General features: G+C 33.6%; 34 protein-coding genes. 1 reads left to right on the top strand and 33 read right to left on the bottom strand.

The window, feature by feature from the left end; translation table 11 throughout:
• The first annotated feature begins 15 nt into the window (after window positions 1–15).
• The gene (locus tag AC3OCB_RS09760) at window positions 16–549 is read left to right on the top strand and encodes an archaemetzincin family Zn-dependent metalloprotease (protein ID WP_498342263.1); all 534 of its coding nucleotides are present in this window, start codon (window positions 16–18) and stop codon (window positions 547–549) included.
• On the opposite strand, the gene AC3OCB_RS09755 is transcribed toward AC3OCB_RS09760, so the two are convergent.
• From AC3OCB_RS09755 to ileS, 33 genes are all read right to left on the bottom strand, one after another.
• A complete protein-coding gene (locus AC3OCB_RS09755) occupies window positions 526–945 on the bottom strand; it encodes an archease (RefSeq protein ID WP_498342262.1) in 420 nt (139 codons plus the stop codon). The genes AC3OCB_RS09760 and AC3OCB_RS09755 overlap by 24 nt on opposite strands.
• 276 nt (window positions 946–1,221) lie before the next feature.
• Window positions 1,222–1,971, bottom strand: coding sequence for a DNA import protein CedA (locus tag AC3OCB_RS09750; protein WP_498342261.1), 750 nt, complete (start codon window positions 1,969–1,971; stop codon window positions 1,222–1,224).
• Between the two features lie 12 nt (window positions 1,972–1,983).
• The gene (gene cedA1 / locus AC3OCB_RS09745) at window positions 1,984–2,217 is read right to left on the bottom strand and encodes a DNA import protein CedA1 (RefSeq protein WP_498342260.1); all 234 of its coding nucleotides are present in this window, start codon (window positions 2,215–2,217) and stop codon (window positions 1,984–1,986) included.
• A gap of 43 nt (window positions 2,218–2,260) precedes the next feature.
• Window positions 2,261–2,803 (bottom strand): (d)CMP kinase, encoded by a 543-nt coding sequence (gene cmk, locus AC3OCB_RS09740; RefSeq protein ID WP_498342259.1) that lies wholly within the window; start codon window positions 2,801–2,803, stop codon window positions 2,261–2,263.
• Complete coding sequence (locus AC3OCB_RS09735) at window positions 2,800–3,063, bottom strand: 50S ribosomal protein L34e (protein ID WP_498342258.1); 264 nt, start codon at window positions 3,061–3,063, stop codon at window positions 2,800–2,802. Before AC3OCB_RS09735 ends, cmk begins: the two co-directional genes overlap by 4 nt.
• Before the next feature lie 23 nt (window positions 3,064–3,086).
• Window positions 3,087–3,431 carry a hypothetical protein gene (locus AC3OCB_RS09730; protein WP_498342256.1) on the bottom strand — a complete coding sequence of 115 codons (345 nt, stop codon included), beginning with the start codon at window positions 3,429–3,431 and terminating at the stop codon, window positions 3,087–3,089.
• 97 nt (window positions 3,432–3,528) lie between these two features.
• Complete coding sequence (locus tag AC3OCB_RS09725; protein WP_498342255.1) at window positions 3,529–4,110, bottom strand: adenylate kinase; 582 nt, start codon at window positions 4,108–4,110, stop codon at window positions 3,529–3,531.
• 2 nt (window positions 4,111–4,112) lie between these two features.
• Window positions 4,113–5,504 carry a preprotein translocase subunit SecY gene (secY, locus tag AC3OCB_RS09720; protein ID WP_498342254.1) on the bottom strand — a complete coding sequence of 464 codons (1,392 nt, stop codon included), beginning with the start codon at window positions 5,502–5,504 and terminating at the stop codon, window positions 4,113–4,115.
• Window positions 5,505–5,519: 15 nt separating this feature from the next.
• Window positions 5,520–5,954, bottom strand: a complete 435-nt coding sequence (locus AC3OCB_RS09715) for an uL15 family ribosomal protein (protein WP_498342253.1) — start codon at window positions 5,952–5,954, stop codon at window positions 5,520–5,522.
• A 2-nt stretch (window positions 5,955–5,956) separates the two neighbouring features.
• Window positions 5,957–6,433: a 50S ribosomal protein L30 gene (locus AC3OCB_RS09710; protein ID WP_498342251.1), complete on the bottom strand. Its 477-nt coding sequence runs from the start codon at window positions 6,431–6,433 to the stop codon at window positions 5,957–5,959.
• A 1-nt stretch (window position 6,434) separates the two neighbouring features.
• Window positions 6,435–7,079: a 30S ribosomal protein S5 gene (locus tag AC3OCB_RS09705; RefSeq protein ID WP_498342250.1), complete on the bottom strand. Its 645-nt coding sequence runs from the start codon at window positions 7,077–7,079 to the stop codon at window positions 6,435–6,437.
• Between the two features lies 1 nt (window position 7,080).
• Window positions 7,081–7,671, bottom strand: coding sequence for a 50S ribosomal protein L18 (locus AC3OCB_RS09700; protein WP_498342249.1), 591 nt, complete (start codon window positions 7,669–7,671; stop codon window positions 7,081–7,083).
• Window positions 7,672–8,127 (bottom strand): 50S ribosomal protein L19e, encoded by a 456-nt coding sequence (locus AC3OCB_RS09695; RefSeq protein ID WP_498342248.1) that lies wholly within the window; start codon window positions 8,125–8,127, stop codon window positions 7,672–7,674. It lies immediately after the preceding gene.
• A gap of 7 nt (window positions 8,128–8,134) precedes the next feature.
• Window positions 8,135–8,530 (bottom strand): 50S ribosomal protein L32e, encoded by a 396-nt coding sequence (locus AC3OCB_RS09690; protein ID WP_498342247.1) that lies wholly within the window; start codon window positions 8,528–8,530, stop codon window positions 8,135–8,137.
• Complete coding sequence (locus AC3OCB_RS09685) at window positions 8,514–9,074, bottom strand: 50S ribosomal protein L6 (RefSeq protein ID WP_498342245.1); 561 nt, start codon at window positions 9,072–9,074, stop codon at window positions 8,514–8,516. The genes AC3OCB_RS09690 and AC3OCB_RS09685 overlap by 17 nt, the downstream gene beginning before the upstream one ends.
• A gap of 10 nt (window positions 9,075–9,084) precedes the next feature.
• Window positions 9,085–9,486: a 30S ribosomal protein S8 gene (locus tag AC3OCB_RS09680; RefSeq protein ID WP_498342244.1), complete on the bottom strand. Its 402-nt coding sequence runs from the start codon at window positions 9,484–9,486 to the stop codon at window positions 9,085–9,087.
• Window positions 9,487–9,491: 5 nt separating this feature from the next.
• Window positions 9,492–9,656 carry a 30S ribosomal protein S14 gene (locus tag AC3OCB_RS09675; RefSeq protein WP_498342243.1) on the bottom strand — a complete coding sequence of 55 codons (165 nt, stop codon included), beginning with the start codon at window positions 9,654–9,656 and terminating at the stop codon, window positions 9,492–9,494.
• Window positions 9,657–9,661: 5 nt separating this feature from the next.
• Complete coding sequence (locus AC3OCB_RS09670) at window positions 9,662–10,201, bottom strand: 50S ribosomal protein L5 (RefSeq protein ID WP_498342241.1); 540 nt, start codon at window positions 10,199–10,201, stop codon at window positions 9,662–9,664.
• On the bottom strand, window positions 10,201–10,932 hold the full coding sequence (locus AC3OCB_RS09665) for a 30S ribosomal protein S4e (RefSeq protein ID WP_498342240.1): 732 nt from the start codon (window positions 10,930–10,932) through the stop codon (window positions 10,201–10,203). The genes AC3OCB_RS09670 and AC3OCB_RS09665 overlap by 1 nt, the downstream gene beginning before the upstream one ends.
• Before the next feature lies 1 nt (window position 10,933).
• Window positions 10,934–11,347, bottom strand: a complete 414-nt coding sequence (rplX, locus tag AC3OCB_RS09660; protein WP_498342239.1) for a 50S ribosomal protein L24 — start codon at window positions 11,345–11,347, stop codon at window positions 10,934–10,936.
• Between the two features lies 1 nt (window position 11,348).
• Window positions 11,349–11,765 carry a 50S ribosomal protein L14 gene (locus AC3OCB_RS09655; protein ID WP_498342237.1) on the bottom strand — a complete coding sequence of 139 codons (417 nt, stop codon included), beginning with the start codon at window positions 11,763–11,765 and terminating at the stop codon, window positions 11,349–11,351.
• A gap of 5 nt (window positions 11,766–11,770) precedes the next feature.
• Window positions 11,771–12,112, bottom strand: coding sequence for a 30S ribosomal protein S17 (locus AC3OCB_RS09650; protein ID WP_498342236.1), 342 nt, complete (start codon window positions 12,110–12,112; stop codon window positions 11,771–11,773).
• Entirely contained in the window at window positions 12,113–12,346 is a 234-nt protein-coding gene (locus AC3OCB_RS09645; RefSeq protein WP_498342235.1) for a ribonuclease P protein subunit, read from the bottom strand.
• Entirely contained in the window at window positions 12,343–12,609 is a 267-nt protein-coding gene (gene rpmC / locus AC3OCB_RS09640) for a 50S ribosomal protein L29 (RefSeq protein WP_498342234.1), read from the bottom strand. The genes AC3OCB_RS09645 and rpmC overlap by 4 nt, the downstream gene beginning before the upstream one ends.
• Window positions 12,606–13,292, bottom strand: coding sequence for a 30S ribosomal protein S3 (locus tag AC3OCB_RS09635; RefSeq protein WP_498342233.1), 687 nt, complete (start codon window positions 13,290–13,292; stop codon window positions 12,606–12,608). The genes rpmC and AC3OCB_RS09635 overlap by 4 nt, the downstream gene beginning before the upstream one ends.
• 3 nt (window positions 13,293–13,295) lie before the next feature.
• Window positions 13,296–13,769, bottom strand: coding sequence for a 50S ribosomal protein L22 (locus AC3OCB_RS09630; RefSeq protein WP_498342232.1), 474 nt, complete (start codon window positions 13,767–13,769; stop codon window positions 13,296–13,298).
• A gap of 4 nt (window positions 13,770–13,773) precedes the next feature.
• A complete protein-coding gene (locus AC3OCB_RS09625) occupies window positions 13,774–14,196 on the bottom strand; it encodes a 30S ribosomal protein S19 (protein WP_498342231.1) in 423 nt (140 codons plus the stop codon).
• Between the two features lie 38 nt (window positions 14,197–14,234).
• Window positions 14,235–14,951 carry a 50S ribosomal protein L2 gene (locus tag AC3OCB_RS09620; RefSeq protein ID WP_498342230.1) on the bottom strand — a complete coding sequence of 239 codons (717 nt, stop codon included), beginning with the start codon at window positions 14,949–14,951 and terminating at the stop codon, window positions 14,235–14,237.
• 10 nt (window positions 14,952–14,961) lie between these two features.
• The gene (locus AC3OCB_RS09615; RefSeq protein ID WP_498342229.1) at window positions 14,962–15,210 is read right to left on the bottom strand and encodes a 50S ribosomal protein L23; all 249 of its coding nucleotides are present in this window, start codon (window positions 15,208–15,210) and stop codon (window positions 14,962–14,964) included.
• Entirely contained in the window at window positions 15,207–16,007 is an 801-nt protein-coding gene (gene rpl4p / locus AC3OCB_RS09610; protein WP_498342228.1) for a 50S ribosomal protein L4, read from the bottom strand. The genes AC3OCB_RS09615 and rpl4p overlap by 4 nt, the downstream gene beginning before the upstream one ends.
• 5 nt (window positions 16,008–16,012) lie before the next feature.
• The gene (locus AC3OCB_RS09605) at window positions 16,013–17,044 is read right to left on the bottom strand and encodes a 50S ribosomal protein L3 (RefSeq protein WP_498342226.1); all 1,032 of its coding nucleotides are present in this window, start codon (window positions 17,042–17,044) and stop codon (window positions 16,013–16,015) included.
• A gap of 51 nt (window positions 17,045–17,095) precedes the next feature.
• Entirely contained in the window at window positions 17,096–17,842 is a 747-nt protein-coding gene (locus AC3OCB_RS09600; protein ID WP_498342225.1) for a putative RNA uridine N3 methyltransferase, read from the bottom strand.
• Window positions 17,839–20,976, bottom strand: a complete 3,138-nt coding sequence (gene ileS / locus AC3OCB_RS09595) for an isoleucine--tRNA ligase (protein ID WP_498342223.1) — start codon at window positions 20,974–20,976, stop codon at window positions 17,839–17,841. The genes AC3OCB_RS09600 and ileS overlap by 4 nt, the downstream gene beginning before the upstream one ends.
• Window positions 20,977–20,994 lie beyond the last annotated feature (18 nt).

The following is a 20,994-nucleotide window of genomic DNA, read 5'->3' as shown; positions in this document are numbered from 1 at the left end:
AGAAAGGTGTTTCTGTTGTACAGAGTGCTTATAGTAAGGCTAACAAATATTGACAAAGACATTTTAAATGAAGTTAAAAAACATCTTTTGGGTATTGGTTTTGATGTAACTATTTTAACTGAAATAGAGCACTTGAATGCTTCATATTTTAACTGGGAAAGATATCAGTATGATGCAGATAGAATACTTCATAATTTAATTAAAAAATATGCAAATTTTCCTTATGATTCTATAATAGGTATTGGAGATGTAGATGCTTATGTGGAAGGGTTAAATTTTGTATTTGGATTATCTACTAAAAAGATCGGTACAGTGTTTTTGGCAAGATTAAGGAATGAGTTTTATCATAAAGAGTGTGATATGAAGCTTTTCATAGAACGAATTAAGAAGGAAGTAACTCATGAGTTAGGTCATACCCTCGGATTAGAACACTGCTCTAACCCTGAATGCGTAATGAGTTTCAGTAATTCTGTTGTGGAAGTCGATAGAAAAACACCGTATTTTTGTAATGAGTGTAAATTAAAACTAAATATCAACAACAAAAGTTAGAACATAATAGTCTCCTTTATTTTCAATGCTCATTTCATGGTAAGTCATCGCTTTAACTACTATTCTTCCTTCATGCTTCTCTTGGTTGAATCTTTCTCCCCATGCTTTTCCGGTTAACTTTAAGTTATTAATATCTATATTAACTTTGAATTTACTAAACAGAAGCAATTCTGAATCATAATATACTAATAAACTTTCTATCCATCTATATAATAAATTTTCTATGTCATATCCCTCAACTTGAATTTCTCTTACTTCTTTAGGTTCTACCTTGCTAGTATCGGTCATTAATTCAAATACAGCAAGAGCAGCATTTTCAAAAGCCTCATTTAAGTCCTTTCCATATGCTTTAATTCCGACATCAGCTGTATGATCGAAGAATTCAAACTTTTGCATAAAAATATAAAACCTTCTAGGATTTTATTTTTTATTGAGGTAAAATGGGAGGCAGACAAAAAACTACATTATTTATGACTAAAGAAGTAAAGAAAGAAGCTAAAAAAGGAGTAACTACTCAGCAAACTTCTCAAAAATAATTCTAAATCCGATAAAAATCGCTATGCTCGCTACAATTCCAATTCCTAAGATCATTATATTTTTTGTATATAAATAAGCTATTATTGTATTAAATACTAAAATATAGGAGACTATTTCGTAACTTTTCATAATTTATCACGGCACTTCTACTATGAATGGAACTCTACTTCCATATCCGCCTATAGTATTTCCTAATCCCACACTAAGGCCGCTTAATAGCACTATATAACTTGAAGGTATTAGCAAATTTGCAAGGAAAATTTCAGGGATTGCGTATTGAAGTATAAATGAAACGGAAGGATTTGGCGGAATATGTAAATTAAGTATGTTAAGATCGAGTTGTGCCAAGAAGGTAGGTAAATAAGGCAATCCTACATAAAATACTAGAGATGCTGAAATAAATGATGCTCCTATACTTCTACCTATTCTGAATGGCAGGCTCATTAAAAGAATACCTAAGGCTACAAATATGCCTGTGTATTGATATATCATTTGCGAGGTTATGGTCAAAAATTCAACGAAGGACGTAGCAATAGACAGTAAAAATGAGAACAGCATAAACGGTGCAAAAGTACCACCTAAATATTGCAATGCATCTATCATCGCTTTTATAAGTTCATATTGTATAATATCATAATTCTCTACTTGGTATAACCACTGAAAATAGGAATTCCATGAGACTCCCAGAAGGGATAACAATTGCTGTGTAAAACCTAGAACTCCCGTGTATATTGCTGTCCAAACCATAGTATATATCGAATCACTGATTAATTTTGGACCCCATTTTTTTATTCCGTATACCGGTATTGGAAGAGCATAAAATAAAGAGCCTAATGAATAAGATAATGAAGCAAGTAATTGAGCATAAAATAAAACTTCGAACACATTCCACATTTTTCACACCTGAGAGGCTATATAGGATATAAAGTAGAAGATTGTGCTTCCTATTGCTAAGAAGAAAGCAGCTATTACTGCATCTTCGATTAAATCTTGTCCTCCTCGCTTAATTCTAAATATAGGTACTGGAGAGCCTCTTAAAGCCCAACCTATTGCCCATGCTAATATGAACACACTCCAGGCTATTTCTGTAATAGTTGTGTTCAAATTTTGTATAAAATCTAAGAGGGTCATTTTCTTTTCAACAAGTTATTAACGTTAATTAGTTAGAGAGAGTTTAATGAATATTTTTAGTCTTGAGAGACAGAAGAACAGTTTCAATAATTTTTGTTACATCGTCTGGCGATATAAAATCTGAGTTAATCACCAAGTCAAACACGCTTAAATCTGTAATGTCTATTCCATAATAAAATAAAAATCTTTTAAAATGACTTTCTTCTCTTTTTATTATTTGGTCTAATGCATCATAGAACGATATGTTATCCCTTATCGATATTCTTTTAGCTCTAGTTTCGATGGATGCATTTAGATAAACCGTAAGGTTCGCGATATTTTTTAATAGCCAACCTCCAATATGAGACTCTATTATCACATTTTTTTCAGTAGTAGCTATTCTATAGATCTCTTGGTCTATTTTTTTGTCTATATCAAAATCTTCCTCAGCTTTTTTGTTAAAATCAAGCAAGGATAATCCTTCCTTTTGAGCCAAGTCTCTAAATATTTGACCGGCCGAGATATATCGTAAAGAAAATTTGTTTGATAGTTTTTTCCCTACTGTTGATTTTCCGCTGCCAGGTGGTCCGCTAATAACAATAATCATGAAATTCCTCTCAAAGTCTGTTTAACTAATACTTCAAGACAACTGTGGCACAAATACCCTCCATAAATTCTTTCAGGCCTCTTTTGTGTTTTTGAGAACTTATTTACATTATTACTTTTAATTCCTCTCAAAGGCTTTTTGCATATAGCGCAAACTGCTCCTTTATTTTTCTTTCTTTCATAATGAATCCCGGATTTACCGGAGGGTAGTTTCTTATGAATTTTCCTATAGGAGCTGGATCTCTGCTGAGGAGTAGGCATATGTAAAATTAATAATATAGGTTTTAAATAGTCTTCGGTCTTCTGAGTGACAATGGAGTAAAGAGAAGAAATGAAATTATGTATATGAAAAGATTACTTATTATGTATTTTCCATGATATGCTATTGTTAGAGGTGTATCATAGGGAAAATAAACTGGAGATGTAATTAGATCTATTATGATAAAAAGACCAACCATATACACAAAAATCAGAGTTAATGATTGAATAAACATGTAATTTCTAAGCTTACCTGTGTAATAGTCAACCTCTTTAGATATTTTTTTCATAGTTTTATCTTTTCTTTTTGGAGATGTAATTTTTACAACTCTATCTTCATATTCTTTTATTTTTTCTAAAGCTCGATTCATTTTATTTAGTAAATAAAATTTATACTCAAAGTACATTAACAAGTTTAATAAAAAAGAAAATCCTAATATATAAAAAATTGTTAAATTCATAGAACCACTACATGCTGCCAATTATTTCATTTGCAGCTATTGCAGGGTCTCCTTCTATGTTTATAATTACTTTTACTGTTGCTCCTACCAATACTGCTGATGCAGTTGCAGCATACCTGGCGAAATTTATGACCTCATTTATAACTTTTTCATCACTATAATCGCCTCTGCTTCTTGTCATGTCCCTTTTTTGTCTATCTAAAATCACTTTAGGATCAGCTTCAAGTAAAAATATCACTTTAGGGTTTATTTCTTCTATGACATATTTAGGAAGTCCCGGTAGGTAGCCTGAAGGAGTTCTTATTATTGCATGTGTGTCTATAAAAAATAGTCCTTCTCCACCTTCTGCAGCTTCTTTAGCTATACCTCTAGCGGCCTCTATTTGCAACTGTTTTTGCTTATCAACTGGTAGTTTTCTCATTTCGTCTCTGTTATTAACATAACCTAGTTTTATTGCTGTCATTAACATATAGTCCCCATAGTTTACTATCTTACTGTTTATTTTTTTCTCACCCAATATTTCTTTTACTTTAGATAAAACAGTTGTTTTCCCTACTCCCGGAATTCCAGTTACAATCCCTATTTTCATCCTTACTCACCGATAATTCTCTTTAATAATGGGTACATCTCTAATGTTCTCTCATAAGCTAATAAATTATAATACTGAATAGCTATCGTAACGCCTAATAATATTCCTATACCAGTTCCATATACTCCTAAGAATGTTGCAAAAACTGCTATTAAACCTACAATTAAGGAGCTAAAGAAACCTAAAGGATAGATATATTTTGCCAATATTCCTTCAATTACTCTTGGGTTATTTCTCATCCCTGGTATTTCAACTCCGCTTTCTATCATTTGTTGTGCTTGAGTTGCAGGGTCAAGACCAGCAACATCAATCCATAACATACCAAATATAATTGATAATACTATGAATACTACAGCATATATAGCAGCACCTACTGGGTCTAATACTAAAGCAAATACACTGTGTGGTATATTTTGTGGAGGGAAAAAGAATGCATTTGCAATATCATTTAATATACTGGAGGCAGTGGGAGAAATATAGGATCCTAGAGATGCAAATAACTGAAAATCTGCTCCTAACACGCTTACAAATATTACTGGGATGCTACTAACGTAAAGGAAGTTTAATGGTATAGTACTTTTGATTCCTCTAAGTCTTTGCGTTGTTACTGGTATTTGTATGTTGATATTAGTAAGATATATTATTAATATAATAAAACCTATTGTCGATATCAATCCTATGAGGTCTGGGGAGTAGGGTGATGTTGTACTTGTATTTACTATAATAGAGAGTATATTCTTTCCACTTATTATATCTGAAGCCAATAGAGGGAAGAAACCTATTGGTAGGTTCTGGTTTTGAACCGCAGCTATTCCAAACATGTCCCAGAATAATGTTTTTGTTACACCAGCAAGTATGAATAAGCTGATTCCAGATCCTAACCCCCATCCTTTTTGTATCATTTCATCTAACAAAAGTATTATGTAAGTTGCTACCACTAATTGTACGAAGACGATTACAGAGAGCAACAAACTACCTGACGCTTTGGTAAAGACGTAACCAAATAATGCTGCTTCAACTAGTATAAATAAGAACGCTAGTCCTTTTTCTGCTTCTGTGAACCTAGCTTTGTCTTCCTCTTTAGCCAAATCCATCTGTATAAGTTTAGATCCAACAAGAATTTGCATTATTAAACCAGAAGTAATTATTGGTCCGATTCCTAATTGAGCTAATGTACCCTGAGTAGAGGCAAAGATTATCTGTTCAGCCAAAAAATTACCTAAAATTGAATTAGTTGAGGTTACTCCATACAAAGGTATTGATGCCATTACGAGATAAACGATAACTCCGATAAAAGACCAAAGAAGTTTGTTTGCTAAAGAAGGTCTTTCTTTAGGCTTGGTAACTGCAGGTAAATATTCTCCCAGATTAGCAAGAAAGTCCACAAAACCCATACTACTCTAAAAAGCCTATTCATTCGAGGTTAATATAATTTCTCCTCCTAATTCCTTAACTTTCTCAACAGCTCTCTTACTTGCTTTCTCTACTTTGATCACTAATCCTTGTTTTAATCCTTGGTTCCCAATCAGTTTCTCATAGCCCATTTCAGTTAGATCAACAATTTTCTTTCCGTTTTCTTCCTTTATCTTTGCTATTCCTTTCTCTATAAGTTCCTGAAGTTTTCTCATGGTAATTACATTATATACTTTTGTTGTAGGATTAACGAATCCATGTTTTCCGTACCATCCTTGTCCATATTTCACTACCCAAGACCATTTTTCTTTATGCATTCCTATTTGTCTTCCACCCTCTTTTCCTCTATCTCTATGCTGACCTTTAGTTCCCCATCCATGAGTTCTATACCCTCTATACTTTCTACTTTTCTTTTCTCTTCTAACGGTCATTTTTACACCATCCTCTTAATCAATTCATTAATTTTTTCTCCTCTATAACCGAACTCTCCCTTTAAATTATATGGTCTGTTTATTTTTCCTTTGAATCCACCGCTTGGTGGGTGTAATCTAATAGGCAATTTAAAGTAATTATCTAACTTATGAAGTTTTAATTGTCCTTCAGATATTCTTTTTACAAATTCGCTGTATTCTTCTATTTTTAGTTTACTCTTTAGGAATTCATTGTTAATTCTATCTTTTCCAGGTTTAATATACAATCTGCTTAAAAGTAATTTTACTCCTTCTTCGTTTAATTCCCCCCAAGTAACATAAGGCTCAACGACTTTTAACATACCTCTGAGGGTTTTTGAATCCTCATATATCATTGCATTAAAGTTTTTTTCTAGTCTTAGTAACCTTAGAGTATCTTGTATAAACCATGGAGTAGCTGCATAACCTCTAATTCTAATTATTCCTAATAACTTAGGCATTTTACCTCCTCCTCATCCAATCTACTGGAGTAACAAACTTGTATGTGTTATAAAGTGCATTATATCCAGCCTTTATAAAATTCTCTGTAGTATACGTAGAGCCTTTAGTTAAAGACCAAGCATCTTTAATTCCAGCATAGGTTAACAACGTTTTCAATGCAGGTCCTACAACTAAACCTGTTCCTTTCGGAGCTGGCATTAAAAGAACTTCAACACTTCCAGCCTTTCCATAAACTTTGAATGGTAGACTATGTGCTTCTCCACATGTACATTCCCAGCTTCCACAACCTCTTCTTACCGCTATTATGTTCATTTTAGCATCTTTAATCGCTTTTTGAATAGCAACTCTTAATTGCTTAGCTTTTCCATTTCCATAGCTCACATAACCATCCATATTTCCCATTACAATAAGAACTTTGTATTTTGAAATTTCTCCGGCATCTGTTTGTTTTTGTACCATCCTTATATCCATTACTTCATATTTCATTTTCGGTAGAAGTACGTCTACTATTTCTGGTTCAGTTATTGAGTAGTTTCTTTCAAATAATTCTTTCATTGAAGTTATTTTTCCTTCTTTTACCAGCTGACCAACTTTAGTTCTTGGTTTCCATTCTTCTGGGTTAATTACGGGTACTTCTTCAGACATTTTAAGCACCTCCAGTTTTTATTTTATTTAATGTCTCTTCGAAGTGTGAGGGAAGATCTTTAGGATTAAGCCCCCTCTCTAAATACTTAGAAAATTGTCTCTTAAATAAGTCAGGATTTTCAGCTTCAAGTTTCTGAGCGTACTGACTAATATGTATACCCTTTATTCTATCTTCTTTTACGCCTATATCTCCTACAGGTATGCTGAGACCAGCATCTATTGCCCCTTTAATTATTGTGAATATTCTGTTTCCTTTAATTGGTGCAAATAATCCAATATCAGCCACAGCTTCTTTGATCCCAGCTTTCAGAGCTCTTACTCCTAATAGATATCCAGTAAGATATGCTGCAGGCGTATTATTAGTATCTCCTTTCCAACCATATTTCTTGGCAAGTTCAATTGAATGTGCTGCAGCTATAATTATATCTCCTTTCGGACTAAATTTTACTATTTGTGCAATTATATGTTTGTTTGTTCTTCGTACAACCAATCTTGTTGCATTATTTATTACATATATATACCTTTTGTAATAGTCAGTTTTTTGCTCTCTCCTTCTTCTTAATTTAACTCTATAATTAGGACCATGTGCCATTTACTCCACCTTTACACCTAACTGTTTTACATAATTTTTAACATCAGATAAGCTCCTAAAAGAATTACCTTTAGCTTTTCTATAGAGAATTCTATAAGTCTTTCTATCTATTAAGTTGTTATCTCTTAACCATTTTAAGTAATTTCTAATTTTCCTAATTTTCGAGACCCATAATTCTTTTTTGCCTCTTCTCGCTCCTGCAGGGCCTTTTCTGCTTCCGCTTTTTCTTTTTTCTCCTCTTTTTCTCCTCTTCTCCTTCTTTTCTTTAAGTCTTCCTCCACTTATTCCCTTCTTCTGCTCTATTATTATTTTACCATCTTTAATTAATCTCCTAATTTCTTCACGTGTGATTGCACTCCCTATATCCTCTACAAATTCTGTATTGAACTTAACTCTTCTTTCACCAACCTTTGCAACTTGGGATGCAAGCCTTCTTTGTAATTGAAAATCAGCCATTTTTTTTTCACCCATTTGCAACTTTTAATCCTAATTGTTTAGCCTTTTCAACTAATTCTAATTTCTTTTTTAAACCTATCGTTGAAGAAATAACTACAATTACTCTTTCTTTTGATTTTGCAACTTTTTCTAAATCTTTTTGATTTGTCACATATACGGGAGTTAGACCTGAAGGATGTAAACCTCTAATATCTTTTGGTGTTCTGAACCCTATTCTTGCTTTTGGCTGGTAGCCTTTTAATTCAAGCCTTACTGCATTATCTATGCCTCTTGGCCTTCTCCAAGTCTCTTGTTTTCCTATTCTATAATATTTATCCCAATCAAACCTTAAGAACTCTATTTTTTTACTTCTTACTTTCTTTATCTTACTTTGAGTTTTCCTTATTTCATTCCTTTGACTCACTACCTATCACCTCTTTTTTATAGATATAAATTCCATCTGCAAAAACTCTTCTATCATAACCAGTAATTTTTGTAGCAGCTTCTATGTTAGCAGCAGTTTGTCCAACCATTTCTACGTCAGATCCTTCAACTACTACATCTTCTCCTTTTACGCTAACTTTAACTCCAGGCATGATTCTTGCTTTTCTTATATTTTTCTCTCCAATGAGGTTCTGAATTTGAACTTCATTATTAGCTACCTTAACTGTCACTGGGAAATGCGTGTAAATTATTTTAAGGTAGTATCTATAGCCCTTTGTCACTCCAGTAAACATGTTTTTAATATGAGCAATTAAAGAGTAAAATTGTGCTTTTCTTTTTCTGTCAGCAAATGTAGTTTCTAATATTATTTTATTGTCTTGAACAGCTATTGTAATTCCAGTTATATGACTAAAGTCTTTTTCTATTTCTCCTTTCGATCCTTTCACTTTCACTTTCATTCCATTAACAGTTACGGTAATATCTTTTGGTATTCCTATTTCTTCATGTAAATAGACAGCTTTCATACATTTCACCTCAATAAACATAACCTAGTGCGATACCACCAATCCTTTCTCTTACAGCATCTTTGTGGCTCATGATGCCTTTTGGTGTTGAGATAATGATTGAGCCAATTTCTTTCGATGGAAGGTATCTTCTAATATAATCTGGTAATGTAAGTAAATCTCTGTATGTTAACGGATAACGCGGTGTAATTGGTCCACATTTATTGATCCTACCTAATAATTGCACAACTATTTTGCCAGCTCTTCCATCATCGATAAATTCGAATTCCCCTATATAGCCTTCTTTTTGCAAAGCCCTTAATACACTTATAACAAGTTTTGACGCAGGCATGATTATTGCTTGTTTATTTCTTCTTATCTCATTATTGTAGAGTGTTATTAGTGCATTTGAAAGAGGATTAACATTCACCATTTTATTCACCTCGTCTTTTTAAATCCCATCTCATTTGCAACTTCTCTAAAGCATTGTCTACATAAGTACAATCCATATTTCTGAATAACTGAATCAGTGCTACCACATCTTTTACAAGTTTGAACTCCTCTTCCATGTTTTCTTTCTGCTGGTGGTTTATATTTACCCATTTCTTTCACCCTTCTACAATTGTAACATTAAAGTTTTGCTTAAGATATTCCATTACTTCTTCTTTATTTATGAGTCTATGTCTCTTTGGAATATGCGTCTGCTTTATCTTTCTTCTTCCAACTCTAAAACCGGGTCTTACAAATGTCATTACAACATCCATTCCAAATATTCCTATTTCTGGGTCATATCTTGTACCCGGGATCAAGACGTGTTCTGCTATTCCGAAACCTACATTACCGTAATTATCAAAGCTTGAGGCCTTTAATCTATGCCCAACTGCACCTAAAACTCTATTTAAGAATTCATTGGCTTTCTCCCCTCTGAGTGTTACTTTTACACCTATAGGAGAACCTTTTCTAACTCCAAATTCTCTAATGGATTTTTTAGCTGTAGTATAAACTGGTTTAACACCGGTAAGTTCTTGTAGTAGTTGGTAAGCTCTTTGTAATCTTTCTCCTGCTTCTCCAACTCCGATATTTACCGTTACTTTTTCCAACTTAATTTTTTTCATAGGATTTGTTTTTTGTTCTTGTGTTGTGGACATTATCTCACCCCAATATTAGGATCCGGTTCTGTATCACCTATAACCATAACGTTTTGTAAATTAGTTTGAACAATTTCTCCATTCTTCTGTTCTATTGTCACAATACTATACTTTGCTTTTTTATAATTGGCGTACTGAATTGACTTAATAATACCGTGAAGACCTACGTTTCTTCCACCAACTATTATAGCATATTTACCTTCTTTGATTTCATAAGACGCAATAATATTCTGACTTGGCAGCTCTATTTTCAATGTTGAAAGTGTGGGAAATTTCATTTCATTAATTTTTTCTTTAGGAATTAAGATGTTTCTACCATCTTCTAAGTTAAGTTGTAAGTTTCCATGTTTATTAGTAGTCTTATTTGTTATTCTAACGAACTTATATTTTGCATCTTCTTTTGTTATTTTAGCTAATGATAAGTATTTTGTGTTATCTGGAACAACTCGGAAAAAGAGATCAGCTGAAGGAATTGAAATAACATCCATTAGACCTACTGGATATTTATAATCTTTTCTAATTTTTCCATCAACTAGCACTTTTCCATCGAATATTAATCTTTTTGCTTCTCTAGTGGTATCTGCGACTTTCATGTAGTGTTTCAGTAACAATGCAAGTGGTACACTTTCAGATAATTTATGAGGGCCAGCGTTTGACCTAACAGCCCATTTATATTCTTTTTTATTTACTTCTAAGAACCAGGGAGCTTCAAATCTCGTTATATGTGCCACTTTACTTCGCCTCCGTAGTTTGTGTGTTCTTCTTTAAATATTCTTCTCTTGCTTTTCTTTTTCTTTCTATTGCTTCTTTTCTTTTTGGATCACTAAGATCTAACTTTGTAATTATAACTTTAGACGCATGAATCCATCTATATACTGGAGTTCCATCAGCTTTTTTCCTTGTAAGCCCCTCAATTGCAATTCTCCCAGTTTTGGAATCTATATCAACAACCTTTCCTTCGAAGTTAAATACGTCTTTTTCCCCCCTTACGACTTTTACAGTGTCGCCTTTTCTGATAGGGAGTCTTTTTATTCCTTGTTGTTGCTGTAAATCATCAGACAGTTTAGCAGTAAGTAGTTTATGCTTATGATGTTTTGGGATATTATGAAGAAATGCTCTTTGCTTTGTAGGTTTATGGGACACCATATTAGATCACCATAGTTGCTATACTTGCAACCTTAGGCCATCTTTCAGCAGCTTCCTTTGCTATAGGACCTCTAATTTCAGTACCCTTTGGAGTACCATCTGGGTTTACTATTACAACAGCGTTATCCTCAAACATTATCCATGTTCCATCAGGTCTTCTAAATGGCATTCTTTGTCTTACTATTACAGCTTTGAACTTTTGCTTTCTAACTTCGGGTGTTCCTCTACGTACAGATACTATGACCAAGTCTGCAATATTCGCGAAAGGCACTCTTCTTAGAACACCCTTATATCCATAAATGCCTATAATTACGGCTTCCTTTGCACCACTATTGTCTGTCACAGTTACTGAAGTATAATGCTGTAAACCTGGTGTTAAACCCTTTCTGCTTCCTAGTACTTGAAGTTTTTCTGACATTTACTTCACCTCTTACCTATAACTACGAATGAAATTGATTTAGCAATTGGTCTACTTTCTGCAATTAAAACGTTGTCTCCCTCTTTTACGTCTAAGCAAGGAGGTATATGTACATGTATCCTGCTTCTTCTTCTCTCATATCTTTTAAACTTTGCATCATAGGAGAGATATTCTCTCTCCACTACTCCGCTTTTTTGAGCTCTATATTTTATTAACTTACCTTCTATTATAATTCCTCTTACTCTTAAACTCCCATGGAAAGGACAGTTTTCATCTTCGCATGTTTTTTCTGGTGTACTTATACCCTCTATTCCTATACTTTTAACTAAAGAACCTTTTTTACCCATTTAAGTCCACCTCTTTTCTATTTTTCCAACAAGCTTAGAACCTGGAATAACTAAGTTTTTATTATTATAATAAATTTGAAAAATTCCATTATCTTTAAAAATAGTAATTCTTTTTTGAGGGGTCTGAACCAAAAAAGTCTTCCTTGTCTCAAATATAATTGTTCCCTCTTTTCCGATTATATTAGGATCAGAATAACCTAGGACTTTTATTTTATTTCCTATTAGATCAATCATTTCTTAATCTCCTTCTTTTTCTTACTTATTTCTTTATTTAATATAGAAAGAGCAGTCAATATTCTTGCAATGTCTTTCCTCGTATTCTTTATGGAAGCTGTATTCTTAAGAGTACCCATTCTTGCCTCAATTCTTCTCTTTAGTAATTCTTGTTGCATTTCATTTAGTTTGCTGATAAGTTCTTTCTTCTTTTCAACAAGCTGATCTAGATTTTGGTTATATACCTCTTTTATTTCATAACCTAAAATATCTTTCATCCTCATTGTTTCTCACCTTGTTGCTGTTTCTGTTGTGATTCTTCAACAAAACTAACGTTTGTAACTGTGACCATGCTCTCATTCCCTCCCTTAGGTTCTTCTCTAAGTTCAATTTTATCAACACTCTTCATTGGCTTTGTTATAAGTATTTCAACTCCGTAAACTCCTGCCTTTAGCATTGCTATAGCTATTGCTCTATCTACTATTTTCTCTAGATAGGCACCTGTTTTGTATACTACGCCTTCTTTCAATTTCTCATATTTTGCTCTTTCAGAGGTAAGCTTTCCACTAATTATTACCTCTGTTCCTAGAGCACCTGCATTCATTATCCTTCTGACAGTTATAAACGCTGCTCTTCTGAAGTGATATCCTTTCTCTAATGCTATTGCTAATCTGAAAGCCATAACTCTTGCATTTAGTTCTGGATTTTCAACTGTAGTAACTGTAATTTGTGGATTTTCAAGACCAAAATATCTTTCGAGCATCTGAGCTAATTGTTTGATTGTTTTACCCCCCTTTCCTATAATTAGTGCAGGTCTTCCTGCATATATTATAACTCTAGTTCCTATTGGCGTTTTTACTATTTCGACCCCCGCATACTCTGCATTATAAAATTGCTTAGCTAGGTATTCATCTACCATAACTTTAGTCATGGATTTCTGTAGAAAGTATTTTTTAATTAATACCATATTTTATGACACCTCTGCTAATACAACTTCTATGTTTGATGTATATCTATATTTACGAGTTGATCTACCAAAAGCTCTTGGCATAAATCTTTTGATTGTGATTCCTTTATGGACAGCTATATGCTGAATCTTTACGTTATCCATGTCTAAACCTTTGGAATTTGCATTATTTTCTGCATTTTCGAGGACTTTAAGAACATATTGTACAGCTTTTTTTGGATATCTACCATTCTTTACTTTCCATTTAGGAGATATGTTAGCCTTATGAGAAGATCCATGTGAATATCTCCAAAATGGTAATGCTTCTTTTTCTTCTAGTACATTATTTAAGAATTGTTTTGCATCGTTCAATTTCATGCCTCTAATAGCCTTACATACGTTATATAAGTCTCTAACAGATGATGGTACATTTCTTATTACAGCTTTAGCCATCTTATTCTCTTCTATTTCCAATTGAGGGTAAGTCCAGTGAGCCATCTTATCATCCCTTCATAGCGAGGAATAAGCTTGATCTTGTTGCTTTTAGCCCTGGTTCACCGTGTTCTACTTTCTTCGTGGTTATTGAGAATTCTCCTAGGTAATGTCCTATCATCTCTGGTGTAACTTGGAATTCAACGAATTCTTTACCATTATAAACAGCGAACTTAAGTCCTACCATTTCTGGTAATATGATCATGTCTCTGACATGAGTCCTTATAGTTTTGCTATATTTTCCTTCTCTTGTAGTTTTTCTAATTTTTTCCAATAATCTTCTTTTTCTATCAGAAAATCCTTTTTTTAATGTTCTTCTCTGTCTAGAAGGTAATAATTTTATAAATTCATCCATAGGCATATTTAATAATTCTTCCAATGACTTTCCTCTATATCTAAATTTTTTCCATTCAGGTGGAATTTCCATTGACATTGTATCACCTTAAGTAATATAGTACATGTTTAAAAAATTCATGCACCTTCTCTCCTTCCAGTTCTTCTTGCAGCTATATGTCCAACTTTTCTACCTGGTGGAGCATTCCTTGACACAGTAGAAGGTCTGCTAACACTCTGATGTAACCCACCACCATGTGGATGAGATACGGCATTCATTGCAACCCCTCTAACATGTGGCCATTTCTTTGCTTTTGCTTTATTTTTCCAATAGTTGTTTCCAGCTTTAAGTAGTGGCTTCTCTGTGACACCACCACCAGATATTACTCCTATAATAGCTCTTGCGTCACTACTTACTTGTGCAATTTTTTCTGATGTAAGTTTTACAAGTACTTTATCTCCCATTTTTCCTACGACCACTCCATATGATCCTGCAGATCTGGCAAATTTTCCTCCATCTCCTTTCGTTTTCTCAATGTTTGAGACTATTGTACCTTCTGGGACTTTTCCTATTTCAACAATATTTCCGGTACTTATAGATGCATTATTTCCCATTTGGATCTTTTGACCTACTATTAATCCTTGAACAGCTGGGACATAGAATTTACTGCCATTTTCTAACTTAATTAGCGCAAGAGGAGCATTGACACCTGGATTGTGTACTATATCTATTATTTTCCCTATATGATCTCCTTCTATATTGGGAATTCTTGCCTTACCTACTCTTTTCCAACTTGGACTCCTGAAATTTATGTTTCCCCTTCCTGCTCTTTGTTGTAATAACTTTTTACCCATAACTTTCACCTCATAACATACCTAACTTGTGAGCTACCTCACTTGCGTTAAACTCTTTCTTAAGCTTAACATAAGCCTTCTTTTCTCCTTTAGGTGTAATTAACGTGTTTATCTTTTCCACTTTTACATTAAACATAGTCTCTATCTCTTTTTTAATATCTATTTTTGTAGCTTCTTTATTTACTATTATTGTTAAGGTGTTTTGTGATTCGATTAGCTTTATCGCCTTTTCTGTTGCTAGCACTTCTTTAACTATCATAGGATCAACCTCGTTTCAAATCTTTTACGTAATACATCAATTGAGGATTTAGTATAAATTGTTAATCTACCAGGGTGTCCACCGGGGGCTAAATGCATAACAGTTAAATCTTGTGCTGTAATTACATCCACGCCTGCTAAGTTATCTGCAGCTTTTATAAACCCTGGATTTAACTCATGAGTTACTATCAATAGACTCTTTGATTGCTTATATCTTCTTCCTCTCATTTTGCCTTTTCCTGCTCTAACTTTCTTGCTTTCCTTGGCTCTTTCTATGTCATCTACGAGTTTTAATGCCTCTAAAACTGCTAAGATATCTTTGCTTTTTGTAATCTTTGCAAAATCATCACTTAATATTATTGGTAAACTTTCCAGGGAAAATAAATGACCTCTCTTTTTAACTAGATTTACATCAGTTGTGGCACTTAATGCACTTATTATTGCTAATCTTTTCTCTTTTTCATTGATTTCTTCTTTTATACGCTTTTCTACTGTAGGTGGGAAAGTTACTCTTCCCCCCACTGTATTAGGTGCTAACGCTGCTTCTCCGCTTCCTTTTACTCTCGGAACTCTAGCTAATCCTAAGTTAATACCGAAGCTCTCAGCTGTAGTCCTTTTTCCTGCCATAGGATCTCTTCCTTTTGGCTGAAGTGATTTTGTGAATTCTGAAAGAAAAGCTCTTCTTATAAGGTCTTTTCTTACTGGATAACTAAAGAAGAGCGGTAGTTCTATTTCTTCTACTTTATTTCCTTTGATATCAAAAACTTGAGCTTTTTTACTTTGCAATTCTATATACATAACTTTCACCCTTGTTGACTATTTTTATTGACATAGGTAATCTGGGGAACTGATTGTGGACTCCAACTTGGTCTGATTGGATATCTTAAGAATAATGGTCTTTTCTTAGCTCCAATTATAGATCCTTCAATAACTAAGTAAGTGTTTTTAACTATTCCATAATTTACAAATCCTCCTTTTGGATTGATTTCATCCGGGTTATCAGAGATCTTTAGTATCCTCTTGTTATATTCAGTTCTTCTATGGAATCCCATTTGACCAGGTTGTGGGACATAACTTGGTGTCGATATTGAGAAACCTCTTGCACCTACTTTTCTGCTACCTTTTCTGTGCTTGTGCCATCTTGGTAATTCCACAACTCCATATCTTTTTACTACACCCTGGAATCCTTTTCCTTTAGTTACTCCTATAATATCAATAAGTTGGCCTTCTTTAAATACATCCTTTACTGGTAATTGTTTTCCTAAAATGGAGAGTGCATAATTAAGCTGTGCTTTTATATCTCCTCCACCCAATGCAATCTCTACTATTTCTGGTTTCTTCTTTCCTATTGAAGGCACTAGTTTAGGTTGTGTAGCGACAAGTAATCTTAAATTTAATATATCATTTATCTTATTATTTATAGTATCTAAATTACTTTTTATCTTTTCTTTATCTAGTTTCAATCTAGAGATTTTTCTTTCTTGAAGTGTTTTTAATATGTCATCTGGTATTTCTCCCCAGTATTCAGTCAGCGTAGTCGGTTCCCCTTTAGGCCCCATTACATAAGCTCTGAGTGCTAGTGGGATAATAGGTGGAGTTTCTACGACACTTACAGGAACGTAAACCTCTTTTCCGTAATTAGGAGAAGTAGGTTTATCGTCAATCATAAATATATGAGTCATTCCTACTTTATACCCAACGAATCCCAAAAGCTTAGGCTCATTTAGTTGTATTGCGGGCCAATTTCTTGGTGTAGGTAAGATTTCCTCTGCTCTTTTCCTAGGTCTTACTCCTGCTGATCCTCTTCTTGGCGAAGCAAGCTTACGATGACCCATTAATTTTCCCTCGTTCCCTTCTTTTTAAACTGTCTACGTATAAAAATGTATCTATCCTAAGATATAATTAAGAATCGACAAAGAAACTAATAGTGCCTCTTCTGCTCTAACATCTTTAACTCCTTGGTTAGGAATAAAATTATATACATATTCATATTTTTTAATGTTTATATTTTTTAATATTCCCCCTTGAGGGGGGCCAATTAAAAGTGAAATTCCATTTTTTTCATATAGCTCTTTTATTTTACCAATATCTTCAAAAGGATTCTTACCAGATCTGCTTCCTATAACTAGATTATTCATCGAGAAGATTTGATCTTGTCCTATAAATCTGGTCTTAAATCCACTATAATAAGGGAACATATCATAAGATTTTACTTTTAAGGGATTTGAGTTAATTACTAGGATTGATTTAGATTTACTTTTAATATTTCTTAACCCAAACTCCCCGTTTTCTCCAACTCTATATTCTCCTTCAACTGCTTCTCTCTCTACGATATGTGAAGGAATATTCACCGGATTAATTAGTCCCGCTTTTTTTAAAGTAGTTTTTAAGGGGACTTTTCTCTTAAGATAAGGAGGTAGTAACGCATAGCTAATTATATCGGTTACAGTTTTCTTAACTTGTGAATCATTTAAATCATCAACTAGATAAAGATTTGAAACTCTAAAAATTGCTAGTGTTCTAACTATAAAGGAAGTTTTAATTGTAATTTCAGCAAGAGTCTTATCAGTAGAAAAAACTGATGTAAATAGTATTACATTGAGGTTCTTTCTTCTAGGAAAAGGAAATATCAAGCTTTGCTTACTCCTATGGTATAGTTTTCTTCCTCTATCTCCCAAGTGGTTATTAAGTCTCCTTTTGCTTCTCCTATTATCAGCTCTTTAGCCCTAGTTTCGGATTTTATGTATTCACTCCATTTCTTTAGTATCTCTTCTCTTCCTTGTGGTGGATCGATAGTCAGAATGATGTAGTCATTTACTTGAATATTTAGTAGTTTTCTCATAAATTGTATTCTTCTTACTATATCTCTTATTATTCCTTCCTCTTCCTCCTCTTCACTAATCTCTTTCTTTAATACTACGACTCCTTTATCGAATCTTGCAGATACATATCCTTCTTCGGTCTCTTCTACTATATTAACATGGTTAACCTTAATCTGCAAAGCTTCACCGTCAATTACAACTTCATGATATCCTTTACTTATTACATCTGAGGCAACTTTCTCAGCATTATTGTCTATGTAATCTACGATTTTTGCTGATAATCTCTTAAATTCTGGTCCTATTGTACCTCTATTTGGTATTGCCTTTATCTTGCTGAATCTTTTATATCCTTCAATGCCAGCTATCTCTACGTCTTTAGAGTTTAATAGGAATTTTATTACGTCCTTAACTTCATTAGCCATTGCTACGTCCGTATCTGAAACTAAAAATACATAGGCATTCTTAATTGGCCATCTTAACTTAATTCCAGCTTTAGCTCTCGCATTAAGTCCTGCCTCTCCTATTTCTTTGCTAAGCTCAAACTCTTTCTCTATTCTTTCGTTTATAAACTCTTCATTTGCTTCTGGTAAACTCTCCATGCTTATAGAATCTTTCCTATTTACAACAAAGTTCTGATATATTTTCTCTGTTGTAAAAGGAATTACTGTAGATAATAGGATTAATGTACCTTTTAACACTTCATAAAGAACGTAGTACATGGTAATCTTATCTGGATCATTACTTTCATTCCAAGCTCTTTTTCTAACTAATCTTAAATAGAATCTGCTTACATCATCAAGTAAGAAATTAGAGGCTTTGTTTGATAGTTCATGGACTTTGAAATCCTTCATTGCTTCTTTTACTTCTTTTAACATTCTATTATATCTAGATAGTAACCAGAGATCTTCAACCCTTAAGTTTTCCTTCAAACCATCTAATGAGTACTGTAAGGGGTTAAAATTGTCCAAATTCATATACGTTGAGGCAAACACATAGATATTCCATATAATGTTAAGATCTCTTTTAATCTGGTCTAATGCTTTCCATGAGAACTTAGCATCTTCCCAAGTGGTATTTCTTAGCAACCAAAGTCTTAATATATCTCTACCATACTTTTGGGTGACTTGTGAAGGCTCTACATAGTTTCCTAAACTTTTGTGCATTTCTCTTCCTTGTTCGTCTAACATAAATCCATGAACTAAAACAGCATTATACGGTGCTCTATCAAGTAATATAACACCAGACCTAAGTAAACTAAAGAACCATCCTCTTAGCTGATCATGCCCTTCTAAGACTAAGTCTACTGGACCTATTTCCTTCCATTTCTTTTCCCACTCTTCACCTAAACTAGCAAAGAAAGCTACACCGCTATCAAACCATACATCTGCAACATCGGGCACTCTATAAGATTCTCCGCCACACTTACTGCACTTTACTACTACTTGATCAATCCAAGGTCTATGAAGATCATCAGGAACTTTGTTTATAGCTACTTTTTGCAATTCTTCTTTACTTCCAACTACAGTTATGTTACCGCAATTTTTGCATACCCAAATTGGTAATGGGGTTCCCCAGAATCTTTGCCTACTTATTACCCAATCTCTGATTTCTTTTACCATATTCCCTATTCTAGTCTTTCCCCAATCAGGTACCCATTTTACATTATCTATTTCTCTCAGCAGTTCATCCCTTAATTTTGAGACGCCAATAAACCATTGCTCTATTGCTCTTAGAATTAGGGGAGTTTTACATCTCCAACATACTGGATATCTATGGATAACTTTACCGGCATGTAATAATGCATTTCTCTCTTTCAAGTCGTTAATTATTTCATCCGCAGAAGCCCTTACATTTTTGCCAGAGTATTTTCCAGCCTCTGGTAAGAACTCTCCTCTATCATTTACTAGCATAACAATCGGTGCATTTATCTTCTTGCCTATTTCAAAATCTACGTCACCATGACCTGGAGCAGAATGAACTAATCCAGTTCCTTCCGATAATGTAACTTCTTCACCTGCATCTACTACTACATGATAATTATCTAAACCTTTTTGTGCAGGTACAATGTCAGCTAATGGGTGTAAATAATGTAAACCTAGAAGTTTCTCCCCTTTGTAGGTTCTCAATATTTTATAGTCTTTTACCCCAGCTTCCTTCATTACTTCAGCAACTCTATCCCTAGCCATTATTAGAATTTCTCCGTTAACTTCAACTTCAGCATACTCATAGTCTTTATTTATCATAACAAAGACGTTCGCTGGTAATGTCCAAGGTGTTGTTGTCCAAATTACTAAGTATTTATTATCTTCTCCTCTAACTTTGAATTTTACATAGATAGATGGATCTTCAAGCTCCTTATACTCTGATACTTCATAGTCAGCTAACGTAGTTTCACATCTGGGGCACCAGTGTAATACATGAACTCCTTTGTATAATAACCCTCTTTCATATGCTCTTTTTATTAACATCCAAGAATTAGAAATATAAGAGTTATGGAGAGTCATATAGGGGTTTTCCCAATCCATGAAGACCCCTACGTCTTTGAAGTTCTGTGTCAACGCTGAGGCATTGTTTAAAGCAAATTCCTTGCATTTATTTACGAAATTATCTACCCCTATTTTCTCTATTATATCAGATTTTTTCTGAACTCCTAATTGTTTTTCCATTGCAACCTCAATAGGTAATCCGTGAGTATCATAACCTGGCTGATCATATGTTCTAAACCCGGCTAATCTTTCATATCTTAGTATACAATCCTTTATTACTTTGTTCCATATCGTTCCTATATGAGGAACTGGACTTGACGGATAAGGAGGACCATCTATAAATAAGAATTTCCTTTCCAATCTACTGTTACTTTCTTTCAATTTTTTGTAGATTTTATTTTCGTCCCAATAGCTTAATATCTCCTTCTCTACAGAAATGGGATCAAATTTAGAAGACAAAGGCTTTATTGTGGGGTA

It is taken from the genome of Sulfurisphaera sp., assembly GCF_059755235.1.
The sequence above is the reverse complement of the archived record's forward strand: the minus strand, read 5'-3'. Positions and strand labels throughout refer to the sequence as shown.